At 71.3% G+C, this 26,599-nt stretch carries 27 protein-coding genes; 8 read left to right on the forward strand and 19 right to left on the reverse strand.

Annotated elements, in window-relative coordinates:
* Positions 1 to 16 precede the first annotated feature (16 nt).
* On the forward strand, positions 17 to 1,747 hold the full coding sequence (locus J7I97_RS25575; RefSeq protein WP_214938850.1) for a pitrilysin family protein: 1,731 nt from the start codon (positions 17 to 19) through the stop codon (positions 1,745 to 1,747).
* A 63-nt stretch (positions 1,748 to 1,810) separates the two neighbouring features.
* On the opposite strand, the gene J7I97_RS25580 is transcribed toward J7I97_RS25575, so the two are convergent.
* The 4 genes from J7I97_RS25580 to J7I97_RS25595 form a co-directional block, all read right to left on the reverse strand.
* Positions 1,811 to 2,935: a GuaB3 family IMP dehydrogenase-related protein gene (locus J7I97_RS25580; protein ID WP_214938852.1), complete on the reverse strand. Its 1,125-nt coding sequence runs from the start codon at positions 2,933 to 2,935 to the stop codon at positions 1,811 to 1,813.
* Between the two features lie 164 nt (positions 2,936 to 3,099).
* Positions 3,100 to 4,599 (reverse strand): IMP dehydrogenase, encoded by a 1,500-nt coding sequence (gene guaB, locus J7I97_RS25585; protein ID WP_214938854.1) that lies wholly within the window; start codon positions 4,597 to 4,599, stop codon positions 3,100 to 3,102.
* 136 nt (positions 4,600 to 4,735) lie between these two features.
* Positions 4,736 to 5,365: a sigma-70 family RNA polymerase sigma factor gene (locus J7I97_RS25590; RefSeq protein ID WP_214938856.1), complete on the reverse strand. Its 630-nt coding sequence runs from the start codon at positions 5,363 to 5,365 to the stop codon at positions 4,736 to 4,738.
* A 373-nt stretch (positions 5,366 to 5,738) separates the two neighbouring features.
* Positions 5,739 to 6,350 carry a response regulator transcription factor gene (locus J7I97_RS25595; RefSeq protein ID WP_003948568.1) on the reverse strand — a complete coding sequence of 204 codons (612 nt, stop codon included), beginning with the start codon at positions 6,348 to 6,350 and terminating at the stop codon, positions 5,739 to 5,741.
* A 378-nt stretch (positions 6,351 to 6,728) separates the two neighbouring features.
* Here J7I97_RS25595 and J7I97_RS25600 point away from each other — a divergent pair, with 378 nt between their 5' ends.
* Positions 6,729 to 7,055 (forward strand): WhiB family transcriptional regulator, encoded by a 327-nt coding sequence (locus J7I97_RS25600; protein WP_214938858.1) that lies wholly within the window; start codon positions 6,729 to 6,731, stop codon positions 7,053 to 7,055.
* A gap of 114 nt (positions 7,056 to 7,169) precedes the next feature.
* Here the strand turns inward: J7I97_RS25600 and J7I97_RS25605 are convergent, their stop codons facing one another.
* Positions 7,170 to 8,084: a LysR family transcriptional regulator gene (locus J7I97_RS25605; RefSeq protein ID WP_214938860.1), complete on the reverse strand. Its 915-nt coding sequence runs from the start codon at positions 8,082 to 8,084 to the stop codon at positions 7,170 to 7,172.
* An 80-nt stretch (positions 8,085 to 8,164) separates the two neighbouring features.
* On the opposite strand from J7I97_RS25605, the gene J7I97_RS25610 reads away from it, so the two are divergent.
* The 3 genes from J7I97_RS25610 to J7I97_RS25620 all read left to right on the forward strand — a co-directional run bounded on the left by J7I97_RS25610 (position 8,165) and on the right by J7I97_RS25620 (position 10,565).
* The gene (locus J7I97_RS25610; protein WP_214938862.1) at positions 8,165 to 8,866 is read left to right on the forward strand and encodes an MOSC domain-containing protein; all 702 of its coding nucleotides are present in this window, start codon (positions 8,165 to 8,167) and stop codon (positions 8,864 to 8,866) included.
* A 146-nt stretch (positions 8,867 to 9,012) separates the two neighbouring features.
* Positions 9,013 to 9,786: an SDR family oxidoreductase gene (locus tag J7I97_RS25615; RefSeq protein WP_214938863.1), complete on the forward strand. Its 774-nt coding sequence runs from the start codon at positions 9,013 to 9,015 to the stop codon at positions 9,784 to 9,786.
* Positions 9,787 to 9,875: 89 nt separating this feature from the next.
* Positions 9,876 to 10,565 (forward strand): ester cyclase, encoded by a 690-nt coding sequence (locus tag J7I97_RS25620; RefSeq protein ID WP_214938865.1) that lies wholly within the window; start codon positions 9,876 to 9,878, stop codon positions 10,563 to 10,565.
* A 97-nt stretch (positions 10,566 to 10,662) separates the two neighbouring features.
* On the opposite strand, the gene groL is transcribed toward J7I97_RS25620, so the two are convergent.
* Both groL and groES read right to left on the reverse strand, forming a co-directional pair.
* Positions 10,663 to 12,291, reverse strand: coding sequence for a chaperonin GroEL (gene groL, locus J7I97_RS25625; RefSeq protein WP_214938866.1), 1,629 nt, complete (start codon positions 12,289 to 12,291; stop codon positions 10,663 to 10,665).
* Positions 12,292 to 12,423: 132 nt separating this feature from the next.
* The gene (groES, locus tag J7I97_RS25630; protein ID WP_007265952.1) at positions 12,424 to 12,732 is read right to left on the reverse strand and encodes a co-chaperone GroES; all 309 of its coding nucleotides are present in this window, start codon (positions 12,730 to 12,732) and stop codon (positions 12,424 to 12,426) included.
* A 583-nt stretch (positions 12,733 to 13,315) separates the two neighbouring features.
* Here groES and J7I97_RS25635 point away from each other — a divergent pair.
* Positions 13,316 to 14,710 carry an FtsW/RodA/SpoVE family cell cycle protein gene (locus J7I97_RS25635; RefSeq protein ID WP_214938868.1) on the forward strand — a complete coding sequence of 465 codons (1,395 nt, stop codon included), beginning with the start codon at positions 13,316 to 13,318 and terminating at the stop codon, positions 14,708 to 14,710.
* A 579-nt stretch (positions 14,711 to 15,289) separates the two neighbouring features.
* On the opposite strand, the gene J7I97_RS25640 is transcribed toward J7I97_RS25635, so the two are convergent.
* Positions 15,290 to 16,177: a polysaccharide deacetylase family protein gene (locus tag J7I97_RS25640; protein WP_251049680.1), complete on the reverse strand. Its 888-nt coding sequence runs from the start codon at positions 16,175 to 16,177 to the stop codon at positions 15,290 to 15,292.
* Positions 16,177 to 17,046 carry a polysaccharide deacetylase family protein gene (locus tag J7I97_RS25645; RefSeq protein ID WP_308363604.1) on the reverse strand — a complete coding sequence of 290 codons (870 nt, stop codon included), beginning with the start codon at positions 17,044 to 17,046 and terminating at the stop codon, positions 16,177 to 16,179. The genes J7I97_RS25640 and J7I97_RS25645 overlap by 1 nt, the downstream gene beginning before the upstream one ends.
* Positions 17,047 to 17,196: 150 nt before the next feature.
* Between J7I97_RS25645 and J7I97_RS25650 the strand changes: the two genes are divergently transcribed.
* Entirely contained in the window at positions 17,197 to 18,393 is a 1,197-nt protein-coding gene (locus tag J7I97_RS25650; RefSeq protein ID WP_251059163.1) for a methyltransferase domain-containing protein, read from the forward strand.
* Here the strand turns inward: J7I97_RS25650 and J7I97_RS25655 are convergent.
* From J7I97_RS25655 to tsaB, 5 genes are all read right to left on the reverse strand, one after another.
* On the reverse strand, positions 18,299 to 19,000 hold the full coding sequence (locus J7I97_RS25655; RefSeq protein ID WP_214938874.1) for a hypothetical protein: 702 nt from the start codon (positions 18,998 to 19,000) through the stop codon (positions 18,299 to 18,301). The genes J7I97_RS25650 and J7I97_RS25655 overlap by 95 nt on opposite strands.
* Before the next feature lie 128 nt (positions 19,001 to 19,128).
* Positions 19,129 to 19,401 (reverse strand): hypothetical protein, encoded by a 273-nt coding sequence (locus tag J7I97_RS25660; RefSeq protein WP_308363603.1) that lies wholly within the window; start codon positions 19,399 to 19,401, stop codon positions 19,129 to 19,131.
* Positions 19,398 to 20,567 (reverse strand): tRNA (adenosine(37)-N6)-threonylcarbamoyltransferase complex transferase subunit TsaD, encoded by a 1,170-nt coding sequence (tsaD, locus tag J7I97_RS25665; RefSeq protein WP_214938876.1) that lies wholly within the window; start codon positions 20,565 to 20,567, stop codon positions 19,398 to 19,400. Before tsaD ends, J7I97_RS25660 begins: the two co-directional genes overlap by 4 nt.
* The gene (rimI, locus tag J7I97_RS25670) at positions 20,560 to 21,069 is read right to left on the reverse strand and encodes a ribosomal protein S18-alanine N-acetyltransferase (protein ID WP_214938903.1); all 510 of its coding nucleotides are present in this window, start codon (positions 21,067 to 21,069) and stop codon (positions 20,560 to 20,562) included. Before rimI ends, tsaD begins: the two co-directional genes overlap by 8 nt.
* A 17-nt stretch (positions 21,070 to 21,086) precedes the next feature.
* Entirely contained in the window at positions 21,087 to 21,749 is a 663-nt protein-coding gene (gene tsaB / locus J7I97_RS25675; protein WP_214938879.1) for a tRNA (adenosine(37)-N6)-threonylcarbamoyltransferase complex dimerization subunit type 1 TsaB, read from the reverse strand.
* Between the two features lie 124 nt (positions 21,750 to 21,873).
* On the opposite strand from tsaB, the gene J7I97_RS25680 reads away from it, so the two are divergent.
* On the forward strand, positions 21,874 to 22,434 hold the full coding sequence (locus tag J7I97_RS25680; RefSeq protein WP_214938882.1) for a hypothetical protein: 561 nt from the start codon (positions 21,874 to 21,876) through the stop codon (positions 22,432 to 22,434).
* A gap of 44 nt (positions 22,435 to 22,478) precedes the next feature.
* Here J7I97_RS25680 and J7I97_RS25685 read toward each other — a convergent pair whose 3' ends face one another.
* The 5 genes from J7I97_RS25685 to J7I97_RS25705 all read right to left on the reverse strand — a co-directional run.
* Complete coding sequence (locus tag J7I97_RS25685) at positions 22,479 to 22,697, reverse strand: hypothetical protein (RefSeq protein WP_214938886.1); 219 nt, start codon at positions 22,695 to 22,697, stop codon at positions 22,479 to 22,481.
* Between the two features lie 183 nt (positions 22,698 to 22,880).
* Complete coding sequence (tsaE, locus tag J7I97_RS25690; RefSeq protein WP_251059156.1) at positions 22,881 to 23,444, reverse strand: tRNA (adenosine(37)-N6)-threonylcarbamoyltransferase complex ATPase subunit type 1 TsaE; 564 nt, start codon at positions 23,442 to 23,444, stop codon at positions 22,881 to 22,883.
* Complete coding sequence (locus J7I97_RS25695; RefSeq protein ID WP_251049689.1) at positions 23,401 to 24,606, reverse strand: alpha/beta fold hydrolase; 1,206 nt, start codon at positions 24,604 to 24,606, stop codon at positions 23,401 to 23,403. The genes tsaE and J7I97_RS25695 overlap by 44 nt, the downstream gene beginning before the upstream one ends.
* Positions 24,603 to 25,739, reverse strand: coding sequence for an alanine racemase (gene alr / locus J7I97_RS25700; RefSeq protein WP_214938889.1), 1,137 nt, complete (start codon positions 25,737 to 25,739; stop codon positions 24,603 to 24,605). The genes J7I97_RS25695 and alr overlap by 4 nt, the downstream gene beginning before the upstream one ends.
* A gap of 233 nt (positions 25,740 to 25,972) precedes the next feature.
* Positions 25,973 to 26,599 (reverse strand): ADP/ATP-dependent (S)-NAD(P)H-hydrate dehydratase (locus J7I97_RS25705; RefSeq protein ID WP_214938892.1); only part of this gene is annotated, 627 nt, incomplete at its 5' end.

The raw sequence follows: 26,599 nt of genomic DNA on the forward strand, positions 1-26,599 counted from the left end.
GAGAGGGACGACCCGCATGAACACCGACGCCACGATGACCACCGACGCCGATGGCATCGTCACCACGACAGTGGACGGCATCCGTACCGTCCTCGCCCCCCGCTCCGGGCTTCTCACCGCCGGGCTTCTCTTCCGGGTCGGCCGAGCCGACGAGACGCTCGCCACCAGCGGCATCACCCATCTGGTCGAGCACCTCGCACTGCACCGCCACGGCCTGAGCGACCGCCACTGCAGCGGCGCCGCCTACACCCACTTCCGCGTCACCGGCACCGCCGCCGACGTCGTCGAGTACCTCAACGGTGTCTGCGCCGCCCTGCGCGACCTCCCCGTGGACCGGCTGGCGACCGAGAAGGAGATCCTGCGCACCGAGGCCGCCGGCCGCGGCCGCGCCCCGTCCCACGCCGCGACCCAGTGGCGCTACGGCTCCCGCTCCTACGGCCTCGCCGGCTACGCGGAGGCCGGCCTGCCCGGGATCACCGAGGAGGACGTACGCGACTGGGCGCGGACCCGGTTCACCGCCGAGAACGCCGTCCTGTGGATCACCGGCGACACCGTCCCCGAGGGCCTCGACCTCACCCTCCCCACCGGCCGCCGGCACCCGGCCCCCGGGGCCACCCCCGTACTGCCCGTCACCCCCGCCTACTTCCACGGCGACGGCGGCGGTGTCGTCCTGACCTCCGTGCTGCCCCGCTCCGCCGCGGCGAGCCTGTTCACCGGGGTCCTGCGCAAGGAGCTGTTCCGCCAGCTGCGCCAGGAGGGCGGCTACTCGTCCACCGCGACCGCCGAATACCACCCGCGCGACGCCGGCTCCGCGACCGTCGTCGCGTACGCCGACTCGCTCCCCCAGAAGCAGGACGCCCTGGTCGGCGCCTTCCTGGGCGTCCTCGCGGGACTGCGGGCCGGCCGGATCGAGCAGTCCGCCCTGGACGCCGTACGGGCCACCGCGCTGGCCGCGCTCGACACCCCCGAGGTCGCCTCCGCCCGGCTTCCCGATCACGCCGTGAATCTCCTGCTGGGCCGCCGCAACCTCACCGCCGCCGAGGCGAGGACCGAGCTGGAGGCGGTCACCGCCGAGGCCCTGCGCGAGGTGGCGCACGCGGTGTGGGCCGACGCGCTCGTACAGCTGCCCAGCCGGGAAGTGGACGTGGACGTGCACTGCGCGGGGCTGACCGCCGCGCCCACCGGATCCCCGGACCTCGTCACCGGACGCCCCTACCCGGCGGTGGCGGACCCGGGCGTCACCCTGCACATCGCCGACGACGGCGTCAGCATGGTCTCGCCGCACCAGCGGGTCACCGTCCGCTACGCCGAATGCTCCCTGATGCAGGCCTACCCGGACGGCGCCCGCCATCTGGTCGGCGACGACGGGTTCACCGTCACCGTCGAGCCGGCCCTGTACCGGATCCCCCCGGCCGAGCTGGCCCTGGTCGACGCGGCCGTCCCGCCCTCGGCGGTGGTCGCGATGCCACCCCGCGCTCCGTCGCGGATCCCGCGCCCGGCCGCGCCCGCACCCGCGGCCCCGCCCGCCGAGCGCTCCGTCTGGTTCACCGTCCTGCTGTGGGTGCTCGGTGTCCCCGGACTGATCATCGGCGGGTCTGTGCTCGTGCTCGGCCTCGCCCTGGGCGACAGACACGACCACATACCCGAGGACGAAGCGCAGTACCTGCTCACATGGCTGTTCCTCGCGGGCGTCCTCCTCATCCCGTGGGCCATCTGCCTGGACCGCCGGATCAAGGGCAAGAACTGACTGGCTGAAACGCCGAAGGGCCGGCGCCCCCTCCGGGGTGCCGGCCCTCCCACAGCATGTGGATCAGCGGCTGTGCTGCGAGTCCGCGACCGTGACCTCGACCCGCTGGAACTCCTTGAGCTCGCTGTAGCCGGTGGTGGCCATCGAGCGGCGCAGCGCGCCGAAGATGTTCATCGAGCCGTCCGGGCTGTGCGACGGGCCGGTGAGGATCTCCTCGGTGGTGCCGACCGTGCCGAGGTTGACCTTCTTGCCGCGCGGCACGTCCTCGTGGACGGCCTCCATGCCCCAGTGGTTGCCCTTGCCGGGCGCGTCGGTGGCACGGGCCAGCGGGGAGCCCATCATCACGGCGTCGGCGCCGCAGGCGACGGCCTTCGGGATGTCGCCCGACCAGCCCACGCCGCCGTCGGCGATGACGTGCACGTAGCGGCCGCCGGACTCGTCCATGTAGTCGCGGCGGGCCGCGGCCACGTCCGCGACGGCGGTCGCCATCGGGACCTGGATGCCGAGCACGTTGCGCGTGGTGTGCGCGGCGCCGCCGCCGAAGCCGACCAGGACACCCGCGGCGCCGGTGCGCATCAGGTGCAGGGCCGCGGTGTACGTGGCGCAGCCGCCGACGATGACGGGGACGTCGAGCTCGTAGATGAACTGCTTGAGGTTCAGCGGCTCGGCGGCGCCGGAGACGTGCTCCGCCGACACGGTGGTGCCGCGGATCACGAAGATGTCCACACCGGCGTCCACGACGGCCTTGGAGAACTCGGCGGTGCGCTGCGGGGAGAGCGCGGCGGCGGTGACGACGCCCGAGTCGCGCACCTCCTTGATGCGCCGGCGGATCAGGTCCGCCTGGATCGGCGCGGAGTAGATCTCCTGGAGGCGACGGGTCGCGGTGTCCTCGTCGAGCTCCGCGATCTCGTCGAGCAGCGGCTGCGGGTCCTCGTACCGGGTCCACAGGCCTTCGAGGTTCAGCACTCCGAGGCCGCCGAGCTCGCCGATGCGGATGGCGGTCTGCGGGGAGACCACCGAGTCCATGGGGGCGGCCAGGAACGGGAGCTCGAAGCGGTACGCGTCGATCTGCCAGGCGATCGAGACCTCCTTCGGGTCCCGCGTACGCCGGCTCGGGACGATGGCGATGTCGTCGAACGCGTACGCCCTGCGGCCGCGCTTGCCGCGCCCGATCTCGATCTCAGTCACGTGTGGTGGCCTTTCCTCTGGGTCTGCCCGTCCAGTATCCCCGAACCCCGGGGGGCCGCGTTCCGGTGACCGCTGTACGGACGCACCGGGCCCGCCGCAGGAAGCGTACGCACGGCGAAGGGGCGGGTCCCCGTCGGACCCGCCCCTTCACGCGATCACGCTGTTCAGCCCTTGCGGCTGTAGTTCGGCGCCTCGACCGTCATCTGGATGTCGTGCGGGTGGCTCTCCTTGAGCCCCGCCGAGGTGATCCGGACGAAGCGGCCACGGTCCTGGAGCTCGGGGACCGTGCGGCCGCCGACGTAGAACATCGACTGGCGCAGCCCGCCGACGAGCTGGTGCACGACCGCGGAGAGCGGGCCGCGGTACGGGACCTGGCCCTCGATGCCCTCGGGGATGAGCTTGTCGTCGCCGCCCACGCCCTCCTGGAAGTAGCGGTCCTTGGAGAAGGACTTCTGCTCGCCACGGGTCTGCATCGCGCCGAGCGAGCCCATGCCGCGGTACGACTTGAACTGCTTGCCGTTGATGAAGAGCAGTTCGCCCGGGGACTCCTCGCAGCCCGCGAGCAGCGAGCCGAGCATCACCGTGTCGGCGCCCGCGACCAGGGCCTTGGCGATGTCGCCGGAGTACTGCAGGCCGCCGTCGCCGATGACCGGGACACCCGCGGCCTTGGCGGCGAGGGAGGCCTCGTAGATGGCGGTGACCTGCGGGACGCCGATGCCGGCGACCACGCGGGTGGTGCAGATGGAGCCGGGGCCGACGCCGACCTTGATGCCGTCGCAGCCGGCGTCGATGAGCGCCTGGGCGCCGTCGCGGGTGGCGATGTTGCCGCCGATGACGTCGATGGTGGAGTTCGACTTGATCTTGGCGACCATGTCGCCGACCAGCCGGGAGTGGCCGTGGGCGGTGTCGACGACGATGAAGTCGGCGCCCGCCTCGATCAGGGCCTGGGCGCGCTCGTACGCGTCACCGGCGACACCGACGGCCGCGCCGACGAGCAGCCGGCCTTCCTTGTCCTTGGCGGCGTTCGGGTACTGCTCGGCCTTGACGAAGTCCTTGACCGTGATGAGGCCCTTGAGGATGCCCGCGTCGTCGACCAGCGGCAGCTTCTCGATCTTGTGGCGGCGCAGCAGCTCCATGGCGTCCACGCCGGAGATGCCGACCTTGCCGGTGACCAGCGGCATCGGGGTCATGACCTCGCGCACCTGGCGGCTGCGGTCAGACTCGAAGGCCATGTCGCGGTTGGTGACGATGCCGAGCAGCTTGCCTGCGGCGTCGGTGACCGGGACACCGGAGATGCGGAACTTCGCGCAGAGCTGGTCGGCCTCGCCCAGGGTCGCGTCCGGGTGCACCGTGATCGGGTCGGTGACCATGCCGGACTCGGAGCGCTTGACCAGGTCGACCTGGTTCGCCTGGTCGACGATCGACAGGTTGCGGTGCAGCACGCCGACGCCGCCCTGGCGGGCCATCGCGATGGCCATACGTGCCTCGGTGACCTTGTCCATGGCCGCGGACAGCAGCGGGACGTTCACGCGGACATTGCGCGAGATGCGGGAGGAGGTGTCGATCTGGTCCGGCGCCATGTCCGACGCGCCCGGCAGCAGCAGCACGTCGTCGTAGGTAAGTCCGAGCGCGGCGAATTTGTCGGGTACTCCGTCGGCAGTCATGACACCTTCCCAAATGGTCTTGCTCGGCGCGGATGTCCATGCTAACGGGATCCCGACGCGTCTCATTCCACGACCAAGATCGACCATGATTTTCGTAGCTTGCTACAAGTTTCGCGGCAGGCCAGACGCCATATGGCTACTGTTCCGCGAGTGCCCGGAGCCGACTGAGCGCCCTGTGCTGGGCTACCCGCACCGCCCCGGGGGACATTCCGAGCATCTGCCCGGTCTCCTCGGCGGTCAGCCCGACGGCCACCCGCAGTACGAGGAGCTCGCGCTGGTTCTCCGGCAGGTTGGCCAGCAGCTTCTTGGCCCAGGCGGCGTCACTGCTGAGCAGCGCCCGCTCCTCCGGCCCCAGCGAGTCGTCCGGCCGCTCGGGCATCTCGTCGGACGGCACGGCCGTACTGCCCGGGTGCCGCATGGCGGCCCGCTGGAGATCGGCGACCTTGTGCGCGGCGATGGCGAAGACGAACGCCTCGAAGGGGCGCCCGGTGTCCCGGTACCGAGGCAGGGCCATCAGTACGGCGACGCAGACTTCCTGCGCCAGGTCCTCCACGAAGTGACGAGCATCACCGGGAAGCCGGGAGAGTCTGGTGCGGCAATAGCGGATCGCGAGCGGGTGCACGAAGGCGAGCAGATCGTGCGTCGCCTGCTCGTCACCCTCCACCGCACGGCGTACGAGCGCGCTGACAGCACCGGCGCTACCGCCTTTGGCGGCGCCGGTGGAGCCTGCGGCCGCGGGTGACCCCACTGCCTCGTCGTCGCGCATCAATCCATGGTGCCTTGGCGCCGGAGCATTCGCGGCACCATGGTCCTTGTTGTGCATCGAAGCGTTATGAGCGGGTGCGCCCGAAGTCATCGTCTGCGCCCTCCCCTCCGCTCGGCCCGAATGGTCCCCGAGGCCCCACTGTCGAAGTGCGGCCACACCTCAAGGATGCGGCATCGCGCACGAAGCGACACGTCCCCCGGATTGTGCCCCGCCAATCCCCGGGTCCGCACCGGGTACGGCGGGACCAGTGCGGCGGCATCGGACAGGGCTGAACGCGGCACCGCCGGCGAACGGCGTGCCGCCCCGCCCGCCGGTGGCGGACGGGACTGCTCCGGTCGGTCCGGGGCCGGCGGACCGGACCGGGACCCGGGGGTCAGCGGACCAGGCCCCAGCGGAATCCGAGCGCGACGGCATGCGCCCGGTCCGAGGCGCCGAGCTTCTTGAACAGCCTGCGGGCGTGCGTCTTGACCGTGTCCTCGGAGAGGAAGAGCTCGCGCCCGATCTCCGCGTTGGACCGGCCGTGGCTCATGCCCTCCAGCACCTGGATCTCACGCGCGGTGAGCGTGGGCGCGGCGCCCATCTCGGCCGAGCGGAGCCGGCGCGGGGCCAGTCGCCAGGTCGGGTCGGCGAGCGCCTGGGTGACCGTGGCCCGCAGTTCGGCGCGCGAGGCGTCCTTGTGCAGATAGCCTCGGGCGCCTGCGGCGACCGCGAGGGCCACGCCGTCCAGGTCCTCGGCGACCGTCAGCATGATGATGCGGGCACCCGGATCGGCCGAGAGCAGGCGGCGGACCGTCTCCACACCGCCGAGCCCGGGCATCCGGACATCCATCAGAATCAGGTCGGAGCGGTCGGCACCCCAGCGGCGGAGGACTTCCTCGCCGTTGGCAGCCGTCGTCACACGCTCGACGCCGGGCACGGTGGCAACCGCGCGACGGAGCGCCTCTCGGGCAAGCGGGGAGTCGTCGCAGACGAGGACGGATGTCATGACCGCCCTCCGCAGCTGCTGATGCGCGTCACCTTGAGCCTCCAGGCTGGTACGTATCGTCACCTGTGCGGTCGATGCTCTCGGACATCTGTCCGGGAACTTCTTCGTTCAACCGCCTTCGCACTCTCAACGATGGTCACTCGAAAGAGTTACGGGTCGGACGGACACCTTCGGCACTCTACGTGAGGAAGCGATCACGGTGCTGGAGCGACAAGCCAACCATCCTCCATGTGGAGGTATGCCCTATTTGGCGGCTTTCCTTCCGTTTGGCACATGTCTGAGGCTAGATTCCCAATGAGTCATATTTACATCTACTACGACAGTAGATGTGGAGACATGGACCTATCCGCCTCAGTACCGGCACCAAGAGGACTACCCATGGCAGATTTCTCCCGCCTCCCCGGACCGAACGCCGACCTCTGGGACTGGCAGCTGCTGGCTGCCTGCCGGGGGGTCGACAGCTCCCTCTTCTTCCACCCGGAAGGCGAGCGGGGCGCGGCCAGGAGCGCGCGCGAGGCCTCGGCTAAAGAGGTCTGCATGCGTTGCCCGGTGCGTTCGGAATGCGCCGCGCACGCACTCGCCGTCCGCGAGCCCTACGGGGTGTGGGGCGGCCTCACGGAGGACGAGCGTGAAGAGCTGATGGGCCGCGCCCGGCACCGCCTGATCCCCGCGCCGAGCGCGATCGGCCCGATCCCCCCGCACTGATCCGGAAGCCCGAAACGTCCGAAGGAACGTTTCCCCAAATCCGCACCACGCACGGGCGTGTCGCAGCGCCCCGGAACGCCATGCCGTCACGCGTTCGGCCGTACCGCCGTACGGTCAGCGCGTGCCGGCGCGTTCCAGCTGGGCCAGGGTCGCGGCCACGGCCGGTACGCGGGCCAGGTCGGGCAGGGTCAGCGCCACGACCTCCCGCTCGACGGCCGGTTCCACGATCAGGGTGCTCACGCCCTTGGCCCGTACGGACTCCACCGCGAGCTCGGGCAGCACCGCGACACCCAGCCCGGCGCCCACCAGGCCCACCACGGCGGGGTAGTCGTCGGTGGCGAAGTCGATCCGCGGGGTGAAGCCCGCGCCCTCGCACACCTCCACCAGATGGCGGCGACAGCGCGGACAGCCCGCGATCCACGGCTCGTCGGCGAGTTCCGCCATGCCCACCCGCTCCGCGCCGGCCAGCCGGTGGCCCTCGGGAACCAATCCGACGAGCCGGTCGGTCAGCAGCGGCCGGACCACGAGGTCCTCCCACTCGGCGAAGGCCCCCGGCGCACCGCCGCTGCCGTCCCCGCCGTAGCGGAACGCCAGCGCCAGGTCGCAGTCCCCCTCGCGCAGCATCTCCACCGAGCGCGGCGGCTCGGCCTCGACCAGTGAGATACGCGTACCGGGGTGCTCGGCGCGCATCGCCGCGAGCGCCGTCGGTACGAGGGTGGAGCTCCCGCTGGGGAAGGACACCAGCCGGACCCGGCCCGCGCGCAGCCCGGCGATGGCCGCGACCTCCTCCTCGGCGGCCGTCAGCCCCGCCAGGATGCTCGCAGCATGGCGCACCAGCGCCTCACCGGCCTGGGTGAGCCGCATCTCGCGCCCGGTGCGGATCAGCAGCGGGGTGCCCGCCGACTGCTCCAGCGCCTTCATCTGCTGGGAGACGGCCGGCTGGGTGCAGCCGAGCTCGCGCGCGGCGGCGGAGAAGGACCCGGTCCCGGCGACAGCGCGCAGAACCCGGAGATGACGTGCCTCGATCACCCTTTGAGCATAAGCCCCACTTTGACCGCGGTGCGAATATTCAGCCGTCCCTTTGGGGAAGCTGGGCTATTTTTGTCCGCATGCATCTGATCTCCGTGAACCTGGGCCGCGCGACGGTCGTCGACTACACCGACGCGAAGGGCGCAGTGACCGGTATAGGCAAGCGTCCGGTCCCCGGCCCGGTCCGCGTCTTCGCCCCGGGCCCCAAGGGCATCGCGGCCGGCGGCGTCGAGGGCGACGACGTCTGCGACCTGCGCCACCACGGCGGCGACCACCAGGCCGTCTACGCCTACGCCCGCGAGGACCTGGACTGGTGGGAGCGCGAGCTGGGCCGCGAACTGCCCGGGGGGATCTTCGGGGAGAACTTCACCACCTCCGGCATCGACGTGAACGGCGCGCTCCTCGGCGAGCGCTGGCGGGTCGGCCCGGACCTCGTCCTCGAAGTGGCCTCGGCCCGTATCCCGTGCCGGACCTTCCAGGGCGCGCTGGGCGAGACCGGCTGGGTCAAGCGGTTCACCCAGGAGGCCCGCCCGGGTGCGTACCTGCGGGTGATCGAGGAGGGCTCCGTCTCCCCCGGCGACACCATCGAGATCCTGCACCGGCCGGACCACGAGGTGACGGTGGACTTCTGGTTCCGCGCCTTCACCACCGAGCGCACGCTGCTGCCGCGTACGACGGCGGCGGGTGCGGCGATGGAGCCCGCGGCGCACGACACCGTGCGCGCGTACGTCGCGAAGCAGGAGAAGCGGGAGACGCGGGAGAAGCAGGGGAGCCCGGCGTAGCAGGGAGCCGGGCGTAGCGGGGAGCCGGGCGTAGCGGGGGCGACGGCGTAGCGAGGGCGACGGCGTAGCGGGGGCGGCGGGGGTCCGGACGGCCGTACGGCCCTACGGCGCGCGGAACGGCAACCCGGGGCGGCTAGGTTGCGCGTATGACGACTGCGTTGATTACGGGATCCACGGCGGGCATCGGCGCCGCCTTCGCCCGGCGGCTCGCCGCCCAGGGGCACAACCTCGTTCTGGTGGCCCGCGATACCAAGCGGCTCGGCGAGCAGGCCACCGAGCTGCACGACCGGCACGGCATCGAGGCCGAGGTACTGACCGCCGACCTCTCCACGGAGGAGGGCATCGCGACGGTCGAGAAGCGCCTCGGCGACCGTAAACACCCGGTGGACCTGCTGGTCAACAACGCGGGTTTCGGCAACAAAGGCCGCTACCTCGAAGTCTCGATGGCCGACGAGCTGACCATGCTGAAGGTGCACATCGAGGCCGTGCTCCGGCTGACCTCGGCGGCCACCGAGTCAATGCGCTCGCGCTGCCGCGGCGGTGTGATCAACGTGGCCTCGGTGGCCGCCTTCGTACCGCGCGGCACCTACGGGGCCAGCAAGGCCTGGGTCGTGCAGTTCACCCAGGGCGCGGCGAAGGACCTGGCGGGGTCCGGGGTGCGGCTGATGGCTCTGTGCCCGGGCTTCGTGCGTACGGAGTTCCACGAGCGGGCCGGCATGGGCACGGACAACATCCCGGGCTGGATGTGGCTCGACGCCGACAAGCTGGTGGCGGCGGCGCTGGCCGACCTGGCGCGCGGGAAGACGGTGTCGATCCCGGACCCTCGCTACAAGGCACTGATGGGCGTGGTGAAGCTGACTCCGCGCGGGCTGCTGGGCGGCGTGTCCTCGCGTACGGGCCGCAAGTACGGTCCCCAGTAACCCTAGTACTCGCCGGTAAACCGGCCAACCAGCCAACCGGGCGAAATCTCCCTAAACTGGATATGCCCCATCAAGCCCGGGAGACCACCATGACATTCGTACAGATAATCGATTACAAGACCAGTCGGCAGGATGACCTCAACCAGCTGCTCGACCGGTACGTCTCGCAGAGCCAGGGCAAGCGCACTGTCACCCACAGCATCGTGGGCAAGGACCGCGAGAACGAGAACCACTACGTGGACGTGGTCGAATTCCCCTCGTACGAAGAGGCCATGAAGAACTCTCATCTCCCGGAGACGGACAAGATGTTCCAGGAGATGGTGGCGCTCTGCGACGGGATGCCCAGCTTCACCAACCTGGACGTCGTCCGGGACGAGAACCTCAACACGATGCTGGTGAACCGGATGTACGACGAGATCGTGATGAAGGGCGACATGTCCGTCATCCCGGAGATCGTCGCGTCGGACTACCACGACCACGACATCAGCAACCCCGAGGACAAGATCGGACACGCGGGGATGCGCGAGGACGTGGAGCAGTGGCGAGGCGGCTTCGACTTCACCTTCACGCGGGACGCCCAGATGGCGCAGGACGACTACGTCACCACGCTGTGGACCTGGAAGGGCAAGCACAAGGGCGAGTTCATGGGCATCGCCCCGACCGGCAAGACCTGCACGATGACCGGCACGACGGTCTTCCGATGTGAGGACGGAATGATCAAGGAAGGCTGGTGGCACTACGACGCCATGGGCCTGATGCGCCAACTGGGCGCCATGTAGCCCCACACGCGCCATGTAGCCCCACACACGGCCCTCACACACAGGAAGGCCCCGCTCCGCAGATGCGGAACGGGGCCTTCCCCAGTGCGGGGCGCGATCAGTGGCTGTGGCCGTGACCGTGGCCGTGACCGGCGTCGCCCTCTTCCTCGGCCGGCTTCTCGACGACCAGGGTCTCGGTCGTGAGCAGCAGGGAGGCGATGGAAGCGGCGTTCTCCAGCGCGGAACGGGTGACCTTGACCGGGTCGATGACGCCGGCCTTGACCAGGTCGCCGTACTCGCCGGTGGCGGCGTTGAAGCCCTGGCCCTTGTCGAGCTCGGCGACCTTCGAGGTGATGACGTAACCCTCGAGGCCGGCGTTCTCGGCGATCCAGCGCAGCGGCTCGACCGCGGCGCGGCGGACGACGGAGACGCCGGTGCCCTCGTCGCCGGTCAGGCCGAGGTTGTCCTCAAGTACCTTAACGGCGTGGACGAGCGCGGAGCCACCGCCGGAGACGATGCCCTCCTCGACCGCGGCGCGGGTCGCCGAGATGGCGTCCTCGAGGCGGTGCTTCTTCTCCTTGAGCTCCACCTCGGTGGCGGCGCCGACCTTGATGACGCAGACGCCACCGGCGAGCTTCGCCAGGCGCTCCTGCAGCTTCTCGCGGTCCCAGTCCGAGTCGGTGGACTCGATCTCGGCCTTGATCTGGTTGACGCGGCCGAGGACCTCGTCGGAGCTGCCGCCACCGTCGACGATGGTGGTGTCGTCCTTGGAGATGGTCACGCGGCGCGCGCTGCCCAGTACGTCCAGACCGGCCTGGTCGAGCTTGAGGCCGACCTCCTCGGCGATGACGGTGGCACCGGTGAGGGTGGCCATGTCCTGGAGCATCGCCTTGCGGCGGTCACCGAAGCCGGGGGCCTTGACGGCGACCGCGTTGAAGGTGCCGCGGATCTTGTTGACGACGAGGGTGGAGAGCGCCTCGCCCTCGACGTCCTCGGCGATGATCAGCAGCGGGCGGGAGCCGCCCGCCTGGATGACCTTCTCGAGCAGCGGCAGGAGGTCCTGGATGGAGGAGATCTTGCCCTGGTTGATCAGGATGTACGGGTCGTCGAGGACGGCCTCCATACGCTCCTGGTCGGAGACCATGTACGGCGAGAGGTAGCCCTTGTCGAAGGCCATGCCCTCGGTGAACTCCAGCTCCAGGCCGAAGGCGTTGGACTCCTCGACGGTGATGACACCGTCCTTGCCGACCTTGTCCATCGCCTCGGCGATGAGCTCGCCGACCTGCTGGTCCTGCGCGGAGAGCGCGGCCACGGCGGCGATGTCGGACTTGTCCTCGATCGGGCGGGCGGTCGCGAGGAGCTCCTCGCACACGGCCTTGACCGCGGCGTCGATGCCCTTCTTCAGGGCGGCCGGGGAGGCGCCGGCGGCGACGTTGCGCAGGCCCTCGCGGACCAGCGCCTGGGCCAGCACGGTGGCGGTGGTGGTGCCGTCACCCGCGATGTCGTTGGTCTTGGTCGCCACCTCCTTCACGAGCTGCGCGCCCAGGTTCTCGTACGGGTCGTCCAGCTCGACCTCGCGAGCGATGGTGACACCGTCGTTGGTGATGGTGGGGGCGCCGAACTTCTTGTCGATGACGACGTTGCGGCCCTTGGGGCCGATCGTCACCTTCACCGTGTCGGCAAGCTTGTTGACGCCGCGCTCGAGGGCGCGACGGGCGTCCTCATCGAACTTCAGAATCTTCGGCATGGGAGCGGTTCAGCCCTCTCGTTGCGATCCTCGGCCGCTCACCGCGACCGCCTAGAACGAACTGCGCCCCTCGCCCCCCGGCATCAGCAGGGTGACCAGGGGCGCAGCTCAAAGCAAAACTGGAGAAGCGAATTACTTCTCGACGATCGCGAGCACGTCGCGAGCCGAGAGGACGAGGTACTCCTCGCCGCTGTACTTCACTTCGGTGCCGCCGTACTTGCTGTACAGCACGATGTCGCCGACGTTGACGTCCAGCGGAAGACGCTGGCCGTCCTCGAAGCGACCCGGGCCCACCGCGAGGACGACGCCCTCCTGGGGCTTCTCCTTCGCGGTGTCCGGGATGACCAGGCCGGAGGCCGTGGTCTGCTCGGCGTCGAGCGGCTGGACCACAATGCGGTCCTCGAGCGGCTTGATGGCAACCTTGGAGCTGGCGGTCGTCACGATCCGACCTCCCCCTTCGGAGATCCGGGGTTAACTGTCTGAGGTGGCGACCAGGTCGATCCGTCGTCGCGGGTGCCGGATCTGCCTGTCGCTGTGTTGGCACTCACCGGGGGTGAGTGCCAGGTGTGACACTATTCCGGCGATTAGCACTCGGTCAAGCGGAGTGCCAATTCGCTTCGCCGAGTCGCACAGATCCAGCTACCTCCGCCTGGGGCTTCTCCGGCCCTCCGAGGCCCCTTCTCCCGGCGCCTGAGGCCCATGGCGTCCGAGATATGACGCACGGCGCGACGCGCATCCTGGCGGTCGAAGCCGAAGAACGCCTGGCCGAATCCCTGCGCCAAATCCCTGCGCCGCGGCCCCATGGAGCGCTCGGAAGGAACCATGAGGAGGACATCAACGTCGTAGATGATATGAAGATAAAGCGCCTCATTGCCGAGCAGATCGGGCCGAACGCCTCTGCGAGCCCGAGCTCACCTCCGGCATCCCGTGAGGCGTCACTTCCCCCGTCTTTTCCACCGTCACTTCCCCCGTCACCCTCCCCCGGCGCCTCGCAGAAGAGCGCGGTGGACGGCGGCGGCATCCCGTGCGTGGACTGAGGCCGCAGACGACGGCGGGCGCCCGCCGTCGCACCGAAGCCCTGCTCCTCGTCTTCGTCATCGGCATCGCCGTCTTCGGCCACGCCGCCGCTGGCCTGGCCATGAACGGCGAGCTCCCGCCCAAATTCACCGACTTCACCATCAGCCTGGCGCTGCTCTCGCTGGTCGGCCACCTGGGCGTCCGCCGCTTCGCCCCGTACGCGGATCCCCTCATCTTCCCGCTCGCCATGCTGCTGACCGGGCTCGGGCTGGTGCTGCTGCACCGCCTGGACCAGGGGTACATCGAGCGCTACAACGCGGACGCCAACGCTCCCGGCCAGCTGATGTGGACGGTGGTCGGGATCGCCGCCTGCATCCTGGTGGTGGCGCTGCTGCGCGATCACCGGCTGTTGCAGCGGTTCATCTACATCACGATGGCCGTCGCGCTGGTGCTGCTGATCGCGCCGGCGTTCTTCGGGGCCGATACCTACGGCGCGAAGCGCTGGATCATCCTCTTCGGGTTCTCGCTCCAGCCGGGCGAGTTCGTGAAGATCATGATCGCCATCTTCTTCGCGGGCTACCTGGTCATCCACCGGGACTCCCTCGCCCTCACCGGCCGCAAATTCCTGGGCATGCGCCTGCCCCCGATGCGCCAGCTGGGCCCCATCGTCACGGTGTGGATCGTGTCGATGCTGGTCCTGGTCTTCGAACGCGACCTGGGCACCTCGCTGATCTTCTTCGGCGTCTTCGTGGTGATGCTCTACGTGGCCACCGAGCGCACCAGCTGGATCGTGTGCGGTCTGCTGATGGCATCACTGGGCGCGTTCGTCGTCGGCTCGACGGAACCGCACGTCAATGCGCGCGTGGCCGCCTGGCTGGAACCGCTGTCGTACTACTGGCCGGACCGCCCGCCGGGAGTCACCTCGGACCAGTCGGCGCAGGCACTGTTCAGCTTCGGCACGGGCGGCATCTCCGGCACGGGCCTGGGCATGGGCCACCCGGAGCTGATCAAGTTCGCGGGCCGCAGCGACTTCATCCTCACCACCGTCGGCGAGGAACTGGGCCTGGCCGGAGTCATGGCGGTCCTCCTCCTCTACGCCCTCCTCGTGCAGCGGGGCCTGCGCATGGCCCTCGGCGCGCGCGACCCCTTCGGCAAACTCCTGGCGGTCGGCCTCTCGGCGGCGCTCGCCCTCCAGGTCTTCGTCGTAGCAGGCGGCGTAACAGGCCTGATCCCCCTGACCGGCAAAGCCCTCCCCTTCCTGGCCAAGGGCGGCTCCTCCCTCCTGGCCAACTGGATCATGATCGCCCTCCTCCTCCGCATCAGCGACAGCACAGAACGCCAACGCCAGGCCGACGCACAAGGCCCAGCCGAAACAACGCTCACGCCGGTGGTGGGGGTGTAACGGGACGGCGGGGGACGGCCGGGGGCGGGCCGGGAACAGCCGGGCGGGGCGAAGGCGACCCGGGGGCGGGGGCGGGTCGGGGAAGGTGTAGCCCTCCCGCAACAGCCCCAGACGGGCCGCAGGGCGGCGATCAGCCCGGCACGGGCTGGGCGTAAGTCGCCCGCATTCGCGCCACGGTCCGGCTTTCGGGCGTCTGCGGCCCGTCTCGTGGTGACGGAAGACCGTTAGGGGAGTCAGATGCCGGATTCATCAACCGCAGACTCCGCCAACCCGCCCCCCGGGTGTCCGTCCGTCCCCGCCCCGCTGCGCGTCACCGTCCAGGGTGTTCGCGTTCCGCCCCGCCGTGCGTTACCGCCCACCCGGCGGGTGTTCCGTTACCGCCCCGCTGGGCACCGCGGCCGTCCGGCGACTGCACGGACTACGGTCCGCCGCACGTCCCGGGCCGGCTGGCATTGCGTCCGCCGCGCTGCGCGTCTTGGTCCGGCCGACCGGTGTTTCGTCCCCGCCCCGCTGCGCGTCACCGTCCAGCGGGTGCTCGCGCCCCTCCCCTCCCCTCCCCTCCCCGCCCCGCCCCGCCGCCTACAGGTAGTCCTCCAGTCGCCCGATCCGGTAGCCCTGGTCCTGGATCCGGCGGAGCATTCGCGTGGTCATCTCGATTTCCGTCGAGCCCTTGAGCTCGGCCGGGCCGCGGAAGTGGGCCAGGATTATGTCGCCCGGTTTGAGGGCGGAGCCTTCGGCGTACTGGAAGTTGTTGATCTGCATCGACACCCGCCACAGCACCACCCGCGAGAGGCCGCAGTCCGAGGCGGCCCGGAGGGTGTCGTCGTTGTAGTTGCCGTACGGGGGCCGGAAGAGCGTCGGGCGGTTGCCGAAGCGTTTCTCCAGGCGGTCCTGCTGGCCGCATATCTCCTTCTTCTGCGCCGCGAAGGGCAGGGTCCGGAGGTTCGGGTGCGTCAGGGTGTGGTTGTTTATCGTGCTGGCGCTGCCGTTGTCGCGGAGCTTCTCGAAGTGCCCGTAGTCCGACGCGGCCACGCTGTCCGTCAGGAACATGCTGATCGGCAGTTTCAGGTCCGCCGCCATCTTCAGGAACTCGGGGGCCTTCTCGGCGCCGTCGTCGAAGGTCAGGAAGACGACCTTGTCCTCCGGCGCGACGGGTATTCGGTCCACCACCGCCGCCTTGCCCGCCGCGGGCGCCGGGAGTACGGGCTTGTGCGTGGGCTTGGGCGCGAACTGCAGCGGGGCCGACAGACCCCAGCGCTTGTACGCGTCGTCCGGGGAAGGGGAGGCGGAGAGGGAGGGAGAGGCGGAAGGCGAGGGCGGCGGCGAGGCCGGGGAGCCGCCCTGGGCCCCCGGCGAGGCCCGGCGGCCCATGCGTTCGCTGGGGTCCGCGCCGCCCCCACACCCCGTCAGGGACAGCGCGAGCGCGCCGGCCGCCAGCGTTCCGGCCACCAACCGGCGCGCGTACATCACAGGTAGTCCTCCAAGCGGGCCACGGCATACCCCTTGTCCGTGACGGTCTTCATGACATGACGGATCATGTCAGGCATCGTGCCCTTCCAGTCCTCCCGGCCCCGGAAGTGCGTGAGGATGATGTCACCGGGGTGCAGGTCCCGGTCCCATTCCCGCCAGTCCATCCGGTTCGGGAACGCCTCCGCGTTCCACAGCGGGACCGCCTTGATGCCGCAGGACTTGGCCGCGAGCAGCGTGTCCTGGTTGTAGTTCCCGTACGGCGGCCGGAAGAGCGTGGGCCGCTTGCCGAAGTGCTTCTGGATCGTGTCCTGCTGACCACAGATCTCCTCGCGCTGCTTCTCGTACGACAGCCCGGGCATGTACCGGTGGTTGAGCGTGTGGTTGTTCAGGGAGACGCCCGCGGCCTGCATCTTCTTGAAGTACGGGTAGTTGTCCCGCACGAGGTAGTCGCTGAGGAACGCCGTGTACGGGATCTTCAGCTCCTGCATCATCTTCAGGAACTCGGGGTCCTTCTCCGCGCCGTCGTCGATGGTCAGGAAGACGACCTTGTCCTCCGTCGGGACGGTGGTGAAGACCGGCGGGAGGTTCTCCCCGTCCTCCACCTCGAAGCCCTCGCGCGTGGTGATCGCGGGCTTCGTCTTCGGCGCCGCCGGGGCGACGAGCGCCGGCTTGGCCAGGCCCCACTTCTTCGCGACGGCGATCCGGGCCTGCTGGGCGGCCTTCATCCGCTCGGCGGTGTTCCCGAGTGCGCCGGCCGCGCCCGCCGCCTCGGCACCCTTGGCGGTCTTCGCCTTGTCGGGCGCCGCGGACTGCCCGGATCCGCAGGCCGTTCCCAGGCCGGCGACCAGCAGCGCGGCCAATACCACCCCGAACCGGCCGCGCGCGCCTGCCGCGGACCGGTGACCCTGTTGCGTCTTATTTACCCTTTGTCCTACTAGCTGCATAGCAGCGGATCCTTACACCACAAGCTCGCACACCCCGGACGACACCGCGAGCGGACGCCGACCTTCCACCGACTGGCCCACAATGAATCGGTGACCCCCGAAGACTTCGCCGCGCTCCTCACCCCCGAGGGCCGCGCCCTCCTCGACTCGCTCCGCGACTACGACCCCGCCCAGGAGCTGGCCGTAGCCACCCGGCTGCGCCGCGAGCACCCCGTGGGCCTGGTCTCCGCCGCCCTGGGGCAGGCCCGGCTGCGCCAGCGCGCGGTGGCGAAGTTCGGCGCCGAGGATGCGTTCCGGATGTACTTCACCCCCGGCGGCGGCGAGATGGCCACCCGAGCGTCGGTCGCCTCGTACCGCGCCGAGCGGCTCGCGGCCCTCGGCGTACGAAGCCTCGCGGACCTGTGCTGCGGCATCGGCGGCGACGCCCTGGCCCTGGCCCGGCTCGGCATCCGGGTACTGGCGGTGGACCACGATCCGCTGACCGTCGCCGTCGCCCGGGCGAACGCCGAGGCGCTGGGGCTGGCGGACCTGATCGAGGTCCGGGAGGCGGACGTGACGGACGTGGACGTGTCCGCGTACGACGCCGTCTTCATCGACCCGGCGCGGCGCGGCGGCCGCGGCAGGATCTTCGACCCCGAGAGCTACTCGCCGCCGCTGTCATGGGCCGTCGAGACCGCCCGTACGGCCCGGCACGCCGCCATCAAGATCGCCCCCGGGATCCCGCACGAGGCGGTGCCGAAGGAGGCCGAGGCCGAATGGATCTCCGACGGCGGTGACGTCAAGGAGGCCGTGCTCTGGTTCGGCACCGCGCCCGGCACCGTACGCGCCACCCTGCTGCCCGGGCCGCGCACCCTGGAGACCGCCGAGCCGCTGCCGGACCCCGAGGCCGGTCCCGTCGGCCGCTACCTCTACGAGCCCGACGGCGCCGTGATCCGCGCCCACCTGGTCGCCGAGGTCGCCGAGCAGCTGGACGGCCGGCTCATCGACCCGACCATCGCCTACGTCACCGCCGACGAGCTGCGCGCGACGCCGTACGCGACCGCGTACGAGATCACCGACGTGCTGCCCTTCGGCCTGAAGAAGCTGAAGGCACTGCTGCGCGAGCGCGAGGTGGGCATCCTGACCGTGAAGAAGCGGGGCTCCGCGATCGAGCCCGAGGAGCTCCGCAAGAAGGTCAAGCCACAGGGGCCGAACTCCGCGACCGTGTTCCTGACCCGGGTGGCGGGGGCGCCGTCGATGCTGATCGGCTCGCCGGCGGTCGCGCCGTAGGGCGCCTAAAGGCGCGGACGGCCCAGCGGTAGTGGGCCCCCGCCTTGCCGAGGCCGAGCAGGCCGGTGATCCACAGGATCATGCCGAGGCCCATGTAGTACGCGACTTCGCCGTACGTCTCCTCGCCCGGCCGGGCCTGTACGGCGACGCCGAAGGTCAGCCACAGCCCGAGCGCGCCCAGCACGAGCGAGGCCAGCAGCCAGGTCAGGCTCCGCCAGGGCTGGCACATCCGGGGGTCGGTGTCCGGATCCCGTCCCGACTCGGCCCACGCGCGCAGCAGTTGCCGCACCTGGCGCTCGCGCCGGGCACCCCAGGCGAACCAGAACCCGGCCGGCACCAGCACGCCCACACCGAGCACGGCGAAGACGACTGCGAGCACGGCCGCCGTCACGCCGCCCTCCTCGAAGGCCATCAGGGCCATGCCGACGAAGGACCAGCCGAGGGCGAAGACCGCCGAGACCGCCCAGAGCAGCAGCAACTGCCCGAGGCCCACGGTGCGTTGCGCCAGATCGCGCAGGAACCGGGCGCGGTCGGCCCGTACGACGGTCTCGTCCATCCATTCGCGCAGATGCACGGGAGGCGGCGGAGGCGGCAGGTCGCGAGGCATGCGCACGACGATAGCGGCAGTCTGTCCAGGACCGCCTGAGCCGCTCGCCAGGGGCCGACGCGGCGTGTCCCCGCCCGGCCGGGGGCCCGGGGGCCGACGCGGCGTGTCAGCGCCCCGGCCGCCCAGGCTCAGCCGCCGGTGACCTCCACCGACTCGAACCGCCAGCGGTGCACCGCCCGGGTGATCAAGTCCGGGGCGGGTTCGGGCAGTTCGGGCAGGTCCGCCGCCACGCCCTCGGGCGCCTCCCACCAGGTGATCACCAGCACCCGGTCCTGCGGGGCGCGGAACACTTCGCGGCGCACCGGCTCCCAGGCCAGGACCTGCGAACGGGCCCACTCCAGCAGCTCGTTGCCCCGGCCGTCGGCGGCCCGGGCCTCCCACATCAGCGCGACGGTGCTCACGAGTAGAGGTTGTCCTTGCTCAGCTCATGCACGTGGTCGTGGTCGTGCGCGTGGCCGTGCGCATGCGCGTGCCCCTGCTCGTGTCCCTGCTCGTGCCCCTGCCCGTGTTCCTGCTCGTGCGCGGTACCCGGCACGTGCGGGTCCGTCACCGGCAGCGAGGAGTCCGCCGACAGGTCCCAGTCCGAGGCCGGCCGGTTCCGCTTGACCATCTCCGCACCCAGCGCCGCCACCATCGCGCCGTTGTCCGTGCACAGCTTCGGCCGCGGCACCCGCAGGATGATCCCCGCGTCGTCGCAGCGCTCCTGCGCCAGCGACCGCAGCCGGGAGTTGGCCGCCACACCGCCGCCGATCATCAGGTGGTCCACGCCCTCGTCCTTGCACGCGCGGATCGCCTTGCGCGTCAGGACGTCCACCACCGCTTCCTGGAAGGACGCCGCGACATCGCGCACCGGCACGTCCTCGCCCGCCTTCCGCTTCGCCTCGATCCAGCGGGCGACCGCCGTCTTCAGCCCGGAGAAGGAGAAGTCGTACGCCGCGTCGCGCGGCCCCGTCAGACCGCGCGGAAAGTTGATCGCCTTCGGGTCGCCCTCGCGCGCCAGCCGGTCGATGACCGGTCCGCCGGGGAAGCCCAGCTGAAGCACGCGCGCGATCTTGTCGAAGGCCTCGCCCGCCGCGTCGTCGATGGTCGCGCCGAGCGGCCGCACATCGGCGGTGATGTCCGGGGCCAGCAGCAGCGAGGAGTGCCCGCCCGACACCAGCAGCGCCATCGTCGGCTCCGGCAGCGGCCCGTGCTCCAGCTGGTCCACGCAGATGTGCGAGGCCAGGTGGTTCACCCCGTACAGCGGCTTGCCCAGCGCGTACGCGTACGCCTTGGCCGCCGAGACGCCCACCAGCAGCGCCCCCGCGAGCCCCGGACCGGCCGTGACCGCGATGCCGTCGAGGTCGCGGGGGCTGACCCCGGCCTCCTTCAGGGCGCGCTCGATGGTCGGGACCATGGCCTCCAGGTGCGCCCGGGAGGCCACCTCCGGCACGACCCCGCCGAAGCGGGCGTGCTCGTCGACGCTCGACGCGATCGCGTCCGCGAGCAGCGTGGTGCCACGGACGATGCCGACGCCGGTCTCGTCGCAGGACGTCTCGATACCGAGGACGAGCGGTTCGTCAGCCATGGGTCTCACTTCTCACGGGATTCTCGGAGTTCAGGGGGGCCGCGGAGGTCACGGAGGTGGCGGGGTCGGAGAGGCGCATCACCAGCGCGTCGACGTTGCCGGGCTGGTAGTAGCCCCGCCGGAAGCCGATCGGCTCGAAGCCGAAGCGCTCGTACAGCTTCTGGGCCCGAGTGTTGTCCACCCGTACCTCCAGGAGGACCTCGGCGCACTCGAAAGCGGTGGCGGCGCGCAGCAGATCGGTGAGCAGCCGGGCCCCGAGCCCGGTGCCCCACTGGTCGCGCGCGGCCGCGATGGTCTGTACGTCGCCCAGGTCGCCGGCGGCGGACAGCCCGGCGTAGCCCACCAGGCGGCCTTCCGGCGTCTCGGCGACGATGTAGTGGCGGGTGGCCCCGGGGCCGCGGGCGTGGGCGAGCTCGGACCAGAACATCCCGGCGGACCAGGCGTCCTCGGGGAAGAGTTCGTGCTCCAGTTCCAGCACGGGCTCGATGTCCCACCAGCGCATCTCGCGCAGTACCGCTGTCACTGTGGGGTGACCACCTTGTAGTTCTTGGGTACCTGGGCGTCGGGCCGGCGCAGGTACAGCGGGGTCGGAGGCAGGAACTCCGCCCCGGCCGCCAGTCGTTCCGCCGCCAGGGCCGCGAGGGCTCCGGCGGACTGGTGCTCGGGCTCCCGCGCGTCGGGGAACACCTCGGGGTACAGGCGCGCGCCCTGGCCCACCGCGGGCAGTCCCGCGACCTGCTCGGCGATGTCGGCCGGCCGGTCCACCGCCGGCTCGCCGAGGCGCGTGCGCGGGTCCTCGTAGCGCGCCCAGTAGACCTCCTTGCGCCGTGCGTCGGTGGCGACCGTGAAGGGGCCCTCGATTCCGGCGGCGCCGGCGGCGTACGCGAGCCCGTCCAGGGTGCACAGGCCGTACACGGGCACGCCCAGCACGGAGGCGAAGGTGGAGGCGGTGGCGAGGCCGACCCGTAGCCCGGTGTAGGGGCCTGGGCCGACGCCGACGACGACGCCGGTGACGGCTTCGAGCTTCAGCCCGGCCTCGGCGAGGACCTTGTCGACGGAGGGCAGCAGAAGCTCCCCGTGGCGGCGGGCGTCGACCTGGTTCGACTCGGCGAGGACGGACTCGCCGTCGTGCAGGGCGACGGTGACGGCGGGCGTGGCGGTATCTACAGCGAGCAAGAGCACGCGAACAGCCTACGACTCCGGGGCCCCGGGCCCGCGCGGACGGTCGCCGGGCACCCTGGCTGCTACCTTTCGAACCGAGGTATCGAGCAGGTATTTCAACGTATGCGCGGAGAGGTGGAGCAAGGTGGCACGCAGCAGCTCGGGAATCGTGGCCGGGCTCACCGCCGCGGCAGTCGCGGCCGTCGGCTTCCTCGGCTACCAGGCCTCCGCCACGGCGCCCGCGCACCCGCCGAAGGCCGCCGTGCAGACCCCGGCCCCGGCCCCGAGCCAGTCGGCCACCGCCAAGCAGGACGCGGCCAAGCCGGTGCCCGTGCCGGCCGGTTCCGGCGAGGGGATGCGCGTCGTGTACTCGGTGGGCATGAAGCGGGTGTGGCTGGTGGGCGAGCCGGGACGGGAACCGAAGTCGTTCGCGGTGATGCCGAGCACGGTGCACCCGAAGCCGGGCAGCTACGTGGTCGGCTCGCGCTCGGGCGCGGTCACCGGCTCGGACGGGGTGCCGATCGAGCACGTCGTACGGTTCGGGCTCGCGGAGGGCGTCGCGGTCGGGTTCAGCGCCCGCGTGGACGGCTCGATGCCGGAGCCGAACCCGGACAAGAAGACCGGCGGCATCCGCATGTCGCGCGCGGACGGCGATGCGATGTGGTCCTTCGCGACGATCAACACGAAGATCGTCGTCGTTCCCTGACGGGACCCACCTTCACCCAGGCCACCTTCACCCATACGTGGGACTCAGGCCGCTTCGGATCCCGGAGCGGCCTGTTCCGTAGCCGCGTGCAGCTCGCCCGGGCCTGGGCCCGACCCGGCGCCCTCGTCCCGTACGTGCAACCGCGCGGGCGGCGTCGACACGGCGGTAGCGGCCACGCCCGCGGCGAGCAGCGCCCCCATGGACACGCCGGACGTACGGGGAACGTCCGCGCGGTGCGCTCGCTCTGCTCCTGCTGCCGACATGGCTGCCTCCTGGACCACGGGACGCCGTACTTAGGCACACCTAACCAGCGCTCGGTACCATGTCATCACGCGGTACTCGGCCTGCGCAATATCTTGCCGACTTGTTGTCGGTACGTTCGCGTTCCCGGCCCGGTTCCCGCCCCGGTTCCCCCGCCCGGCCCCGCCCGGTTCCGGGCCGCGCCGCTACTCCACCGGAGCGACGGCCAGTGCCGCGAGCGCCGACTGCCCGGCGCCCTCGGCCCAGCGCGCCCCGACCCCGTGCACCGAGACCTCCCGTACGTCGTCCAGGACCTCCTCGTGGCCGACCGCCCGCGCGATCACCACGTGCAGCCGGTCGTCGGAGAGCTCCTCGACCTTGCCGTCGCCCCACTCCACGACGACCACGGAGTCGGGCAGCGAGACGTCGAGGTCCAGGTCCTCCATCTCGTCCAGCCCGCCGCCGAGCCGGTACGCGTCCACGTGCACCAGCGGCGGCCCGTCGCCCAGCGGGGGATGCACGCGGGCGATCACGAAGGTCGGCGAGGTCACGGCCCCGCGCACGCCCAGGCCCTCGCCGAGGCCCCGGGTCAGGGTGGTCTTGCCGGCGCCGAGCTCACCGGTCAGCAGCACGAGGTCACCGGGGCGCAGCAGACCAGCGATCCTGCGGCCCAGTTCGCGCATGGCGTCCGGGGAGTCGACGGTGACACGGGCCTGGGCAGCGGCCTCAGGTGCCTGGCTGCGCGGTGCTTCCAGCGGTACTTCTTCCATGCCCGCCAACGTTAGTCGGTGCGGCCACGGCTCCGGCGCGCACCAGCAGCTCGCTCAGCAGCGCCGTCACCGTCTCGGGGTACTCCAGCATGACCAGGTGCCCGGCAGACTCCAGGATCGTCAGCTCCGCGGACGGCAGTACGGCCTTGATGGCCTCGCTGTGCTCGGGCGGGGTGATCATGTCTGTGTCCCCGGCGATGACGGTGACGGGGATGTCCGCGAACCGCTGGAGCGCGGCGGACTTGTCGTGGATCTGGAAGGCCGGGTAGAACTCGGCGACCACGTCGATCGGGGTGGCCTCGATGAGCCGCTCGGCGAAGCGCGCGACGGCCGGGTCCACATCCCGGGAGCCGAACGAGTACCGCTTGATCATCCCGGCGAAGAGGTCCGCGGTGGCCCGGCGGCCCTTCTCGACCAGCTCGACCTGCGAGCCGAGCGCCTTGAGCACCCCCGGCAGTACCCGGCGTACGGCACTCAGCCCGGCGGCCGGCAGCGGCAGCCCGTACGTCACCTCGCCGAGCCCCCCGCTGGAGGTGCCGACCAGGGCCACGCCGAGCACCCGGTCCCGTACCAGCTCGGGGAACTGCTCGGCCAGCGCCATGATGGTCATGCCGCCCATGGAGTGGCCGACGAGGACGAGCGGCCCCTCGGGGGCGGCGGCGTCGATGACGGCCTTCAGATCGCGGCCGAGCTGCTCGATGGTCACCGCCTCGCCGTCGGCCTGGGCGAGGCCGCGGGCGGAGCGGCCGTGGCTGCGCTGGTCCCAGTACACGGAGCGGACCACTCCGCGCAGGGCCGCGCGCTGGAAGTGCCAGGAGTCCTGGCTGAGGCAGTAGCCATGACAGAAGACGACGGTGGCGGCGGGTCCGGCGTTCCTCCGCAGGCGCCGCTTCTTGCCGTCGTCGGGCAGCTCGTCGACCTCGTAGTAGAGCTCGGTCGCGTCCTCGGCGCGGGTGGTTCCCTCGGTCCCGCGCAGGGATCCGTAGTCCCCGACGGCATCGAGCGCGAGGCGCGCCTTCACGCGCATGCCGCGGCCGACGGTGAGCCGTTCCACCGCGACACCGGCCGCCGCGCCCGCGGCGATGACGCCGATGGCGGCGCCGGCCCAGCCGGCCTTGCGCCAGTTCTCGCTCACGCCGTCGCCCACGCCGTCCTCACTCAGCCGTTGCGGTACACCCGGGGCACGCGCCCCCCGATACGGGTGACGATCTCATACGCGATGGTGCCGGCGGCCTCAGCCCAGTCCTCGGCAGTCGGCTCGCCGTGCTCTCCTGTCCCGAAGATGACAGCCTCCTCGCCCACCCGCACCTGGTCGGCGCCGAGGTCGACGACGAACTGGTCCATCGCGACGCGGCCGGCGACGGTACGCCGCTTCCCGCCGAGCAGGACGGGCCCGCGCCCGGAGGCGTGCCGCGGAATCCCGTCGGCGTATCCGGCGGGGATCAGGGCGAGGTGGGTGTCCTGCGCCGTCACGTGGTGGTGCCCGTAACTCACCCCGTGCCCGGCCGGCACGGCCTTGACGAGGGCCACGGAGGCCTTGAGGGTCATGGCGGGGGTGAGCCCGAGCTGCTCGGAGGTGCCAAGCTCGGGGGCGGGGGACACGCCGTAGACGGCCAGCCCGCACCGCACCAGGTCGAAGTGGCTCTCGGGCAGGGTCAGGGTCGCCGGCGAGTTGGCGATGTGCCGGACCTCGGGCGCGACGCCCTCCTTCTCGGCGTAGGCGAGCATGTCGCGGAAGGCGTTGAGCTGTAGCGCGATGGAGGGGTGCCCGGGCTCATCGGCACAGGCGAAGTGCGACCACACCCCGGTGACGCTCACGGTCCCCTCGGCCTGGGCGGCGACGGCCGCTCCCACCAGCTCGGCCCAGTCGGCGGGCTGGCACCCGTTGCGCCCCAGCCCGGTGTCGGCCTTGAGCTGAACGCGCGCGGTACACCCTGCCGCCCGCGCGGCGGCCCGTACCTCGTCCAGCGCCCACATCCCGCTGACGGAGACGTCGATTCCGGCCTCGACGGCCTCCCGCCAGGGCCCGCCGGGGGTCCACAGCCAGCACATGACCGGCGCGTCGATCCCGGCGGCGCGCAGCGCGAGCGCCTCTTCGGGGGTCGCGGTACCGAGCCAGGTGGCACCGGCTTCCAGGGCGGCCCGGGCGCACGGAACGGCCCCGTGCCCGTAGGCGTCCGCCTTGACGACGGCCATCACCTGGGACCGGGGCGCCCGCCGGCGCAGTGCGCGCACGTTCCCCCGCACGGCATCAAGATCGATCTCGGCGTACACGCGCGTCGCTGTCTCGTTCATCGCCCCCAGTCTCTCAGAACCCGCCCCCGGGCCCACTCCCACCGCTCCGCCACCAACTTCAGCCTCGCCGGTGTTTGAGGCGCTGGGGGTCCCCCGGACGGAGTCTGGGGGAGAGTCCGGGGGCCGGCCCCCGAAGACGGCGCCACGGCCGGGCGACCGCGTCAGGGCGACCGCGTCAGGCCGACCCAGTCAGGACGGACCGCGCCCAGGCGGCCGCGGTCAGGCCGACCCCGTCACGGCGACCGGACATCCCGCCAGGCGGCCGGGAGGGACTCCGCCACCTCGTGGGCCGGGGCAGGGGCACCGCCGGAGGCCAGCCGGCCCGCCAGCCCGTGCAGGAACGCCGCCACCGCGCCCGCGTCCTCCCCCGACAGCCCCGCCGCCAGAAGCGACCCTCCCAGCCCCGACAGCACGTCCCCACTCCCCGCGGTGGCGAGCCACGGCGTCCCCGTCGGATTGACCCGCACCACCCCGCCCGAGGAGGAGGCCACCAGCGTCGTAGAGCCCTTGAGCAGCACCGTCGCCCCGTACCGCCCCGCAAGCTCCCGCACCGCCGCCAGCCGCCCCGCCTCCACCGACTCCCGCGACGTACCGAGCAGCGCCGCCGCCTCCCCCGCATGCGGCGTCAGCAGCGTCGCCGCCGGCCGGGCACGCAGCACCTCCGGGTCCAGCCCGCGCAAACCGTCCGCGTCCACGAGCACCGGCACTGGCACCGGGTCCGAAAGGACCTCGGCGACTTCCCCGGCCCGCCCCTCCCCCACCCCCCCCCCTACCACCCCCGCCTGCACCCGCCCCCGCCCGATCAGCGTCTCCGGGTACCGCGCGAGCACCGCATCCGCCGCCGGCCCTACGTACCCCAC

It is taken from the genome of Streptomyces sp. ISL-87 (assembly GCF_018614095.1).
GTDB lineage: Bacteria > Actinomycetota > Actinomycetes > Streptomycetales > Streptomycetaceae > Streptomyces.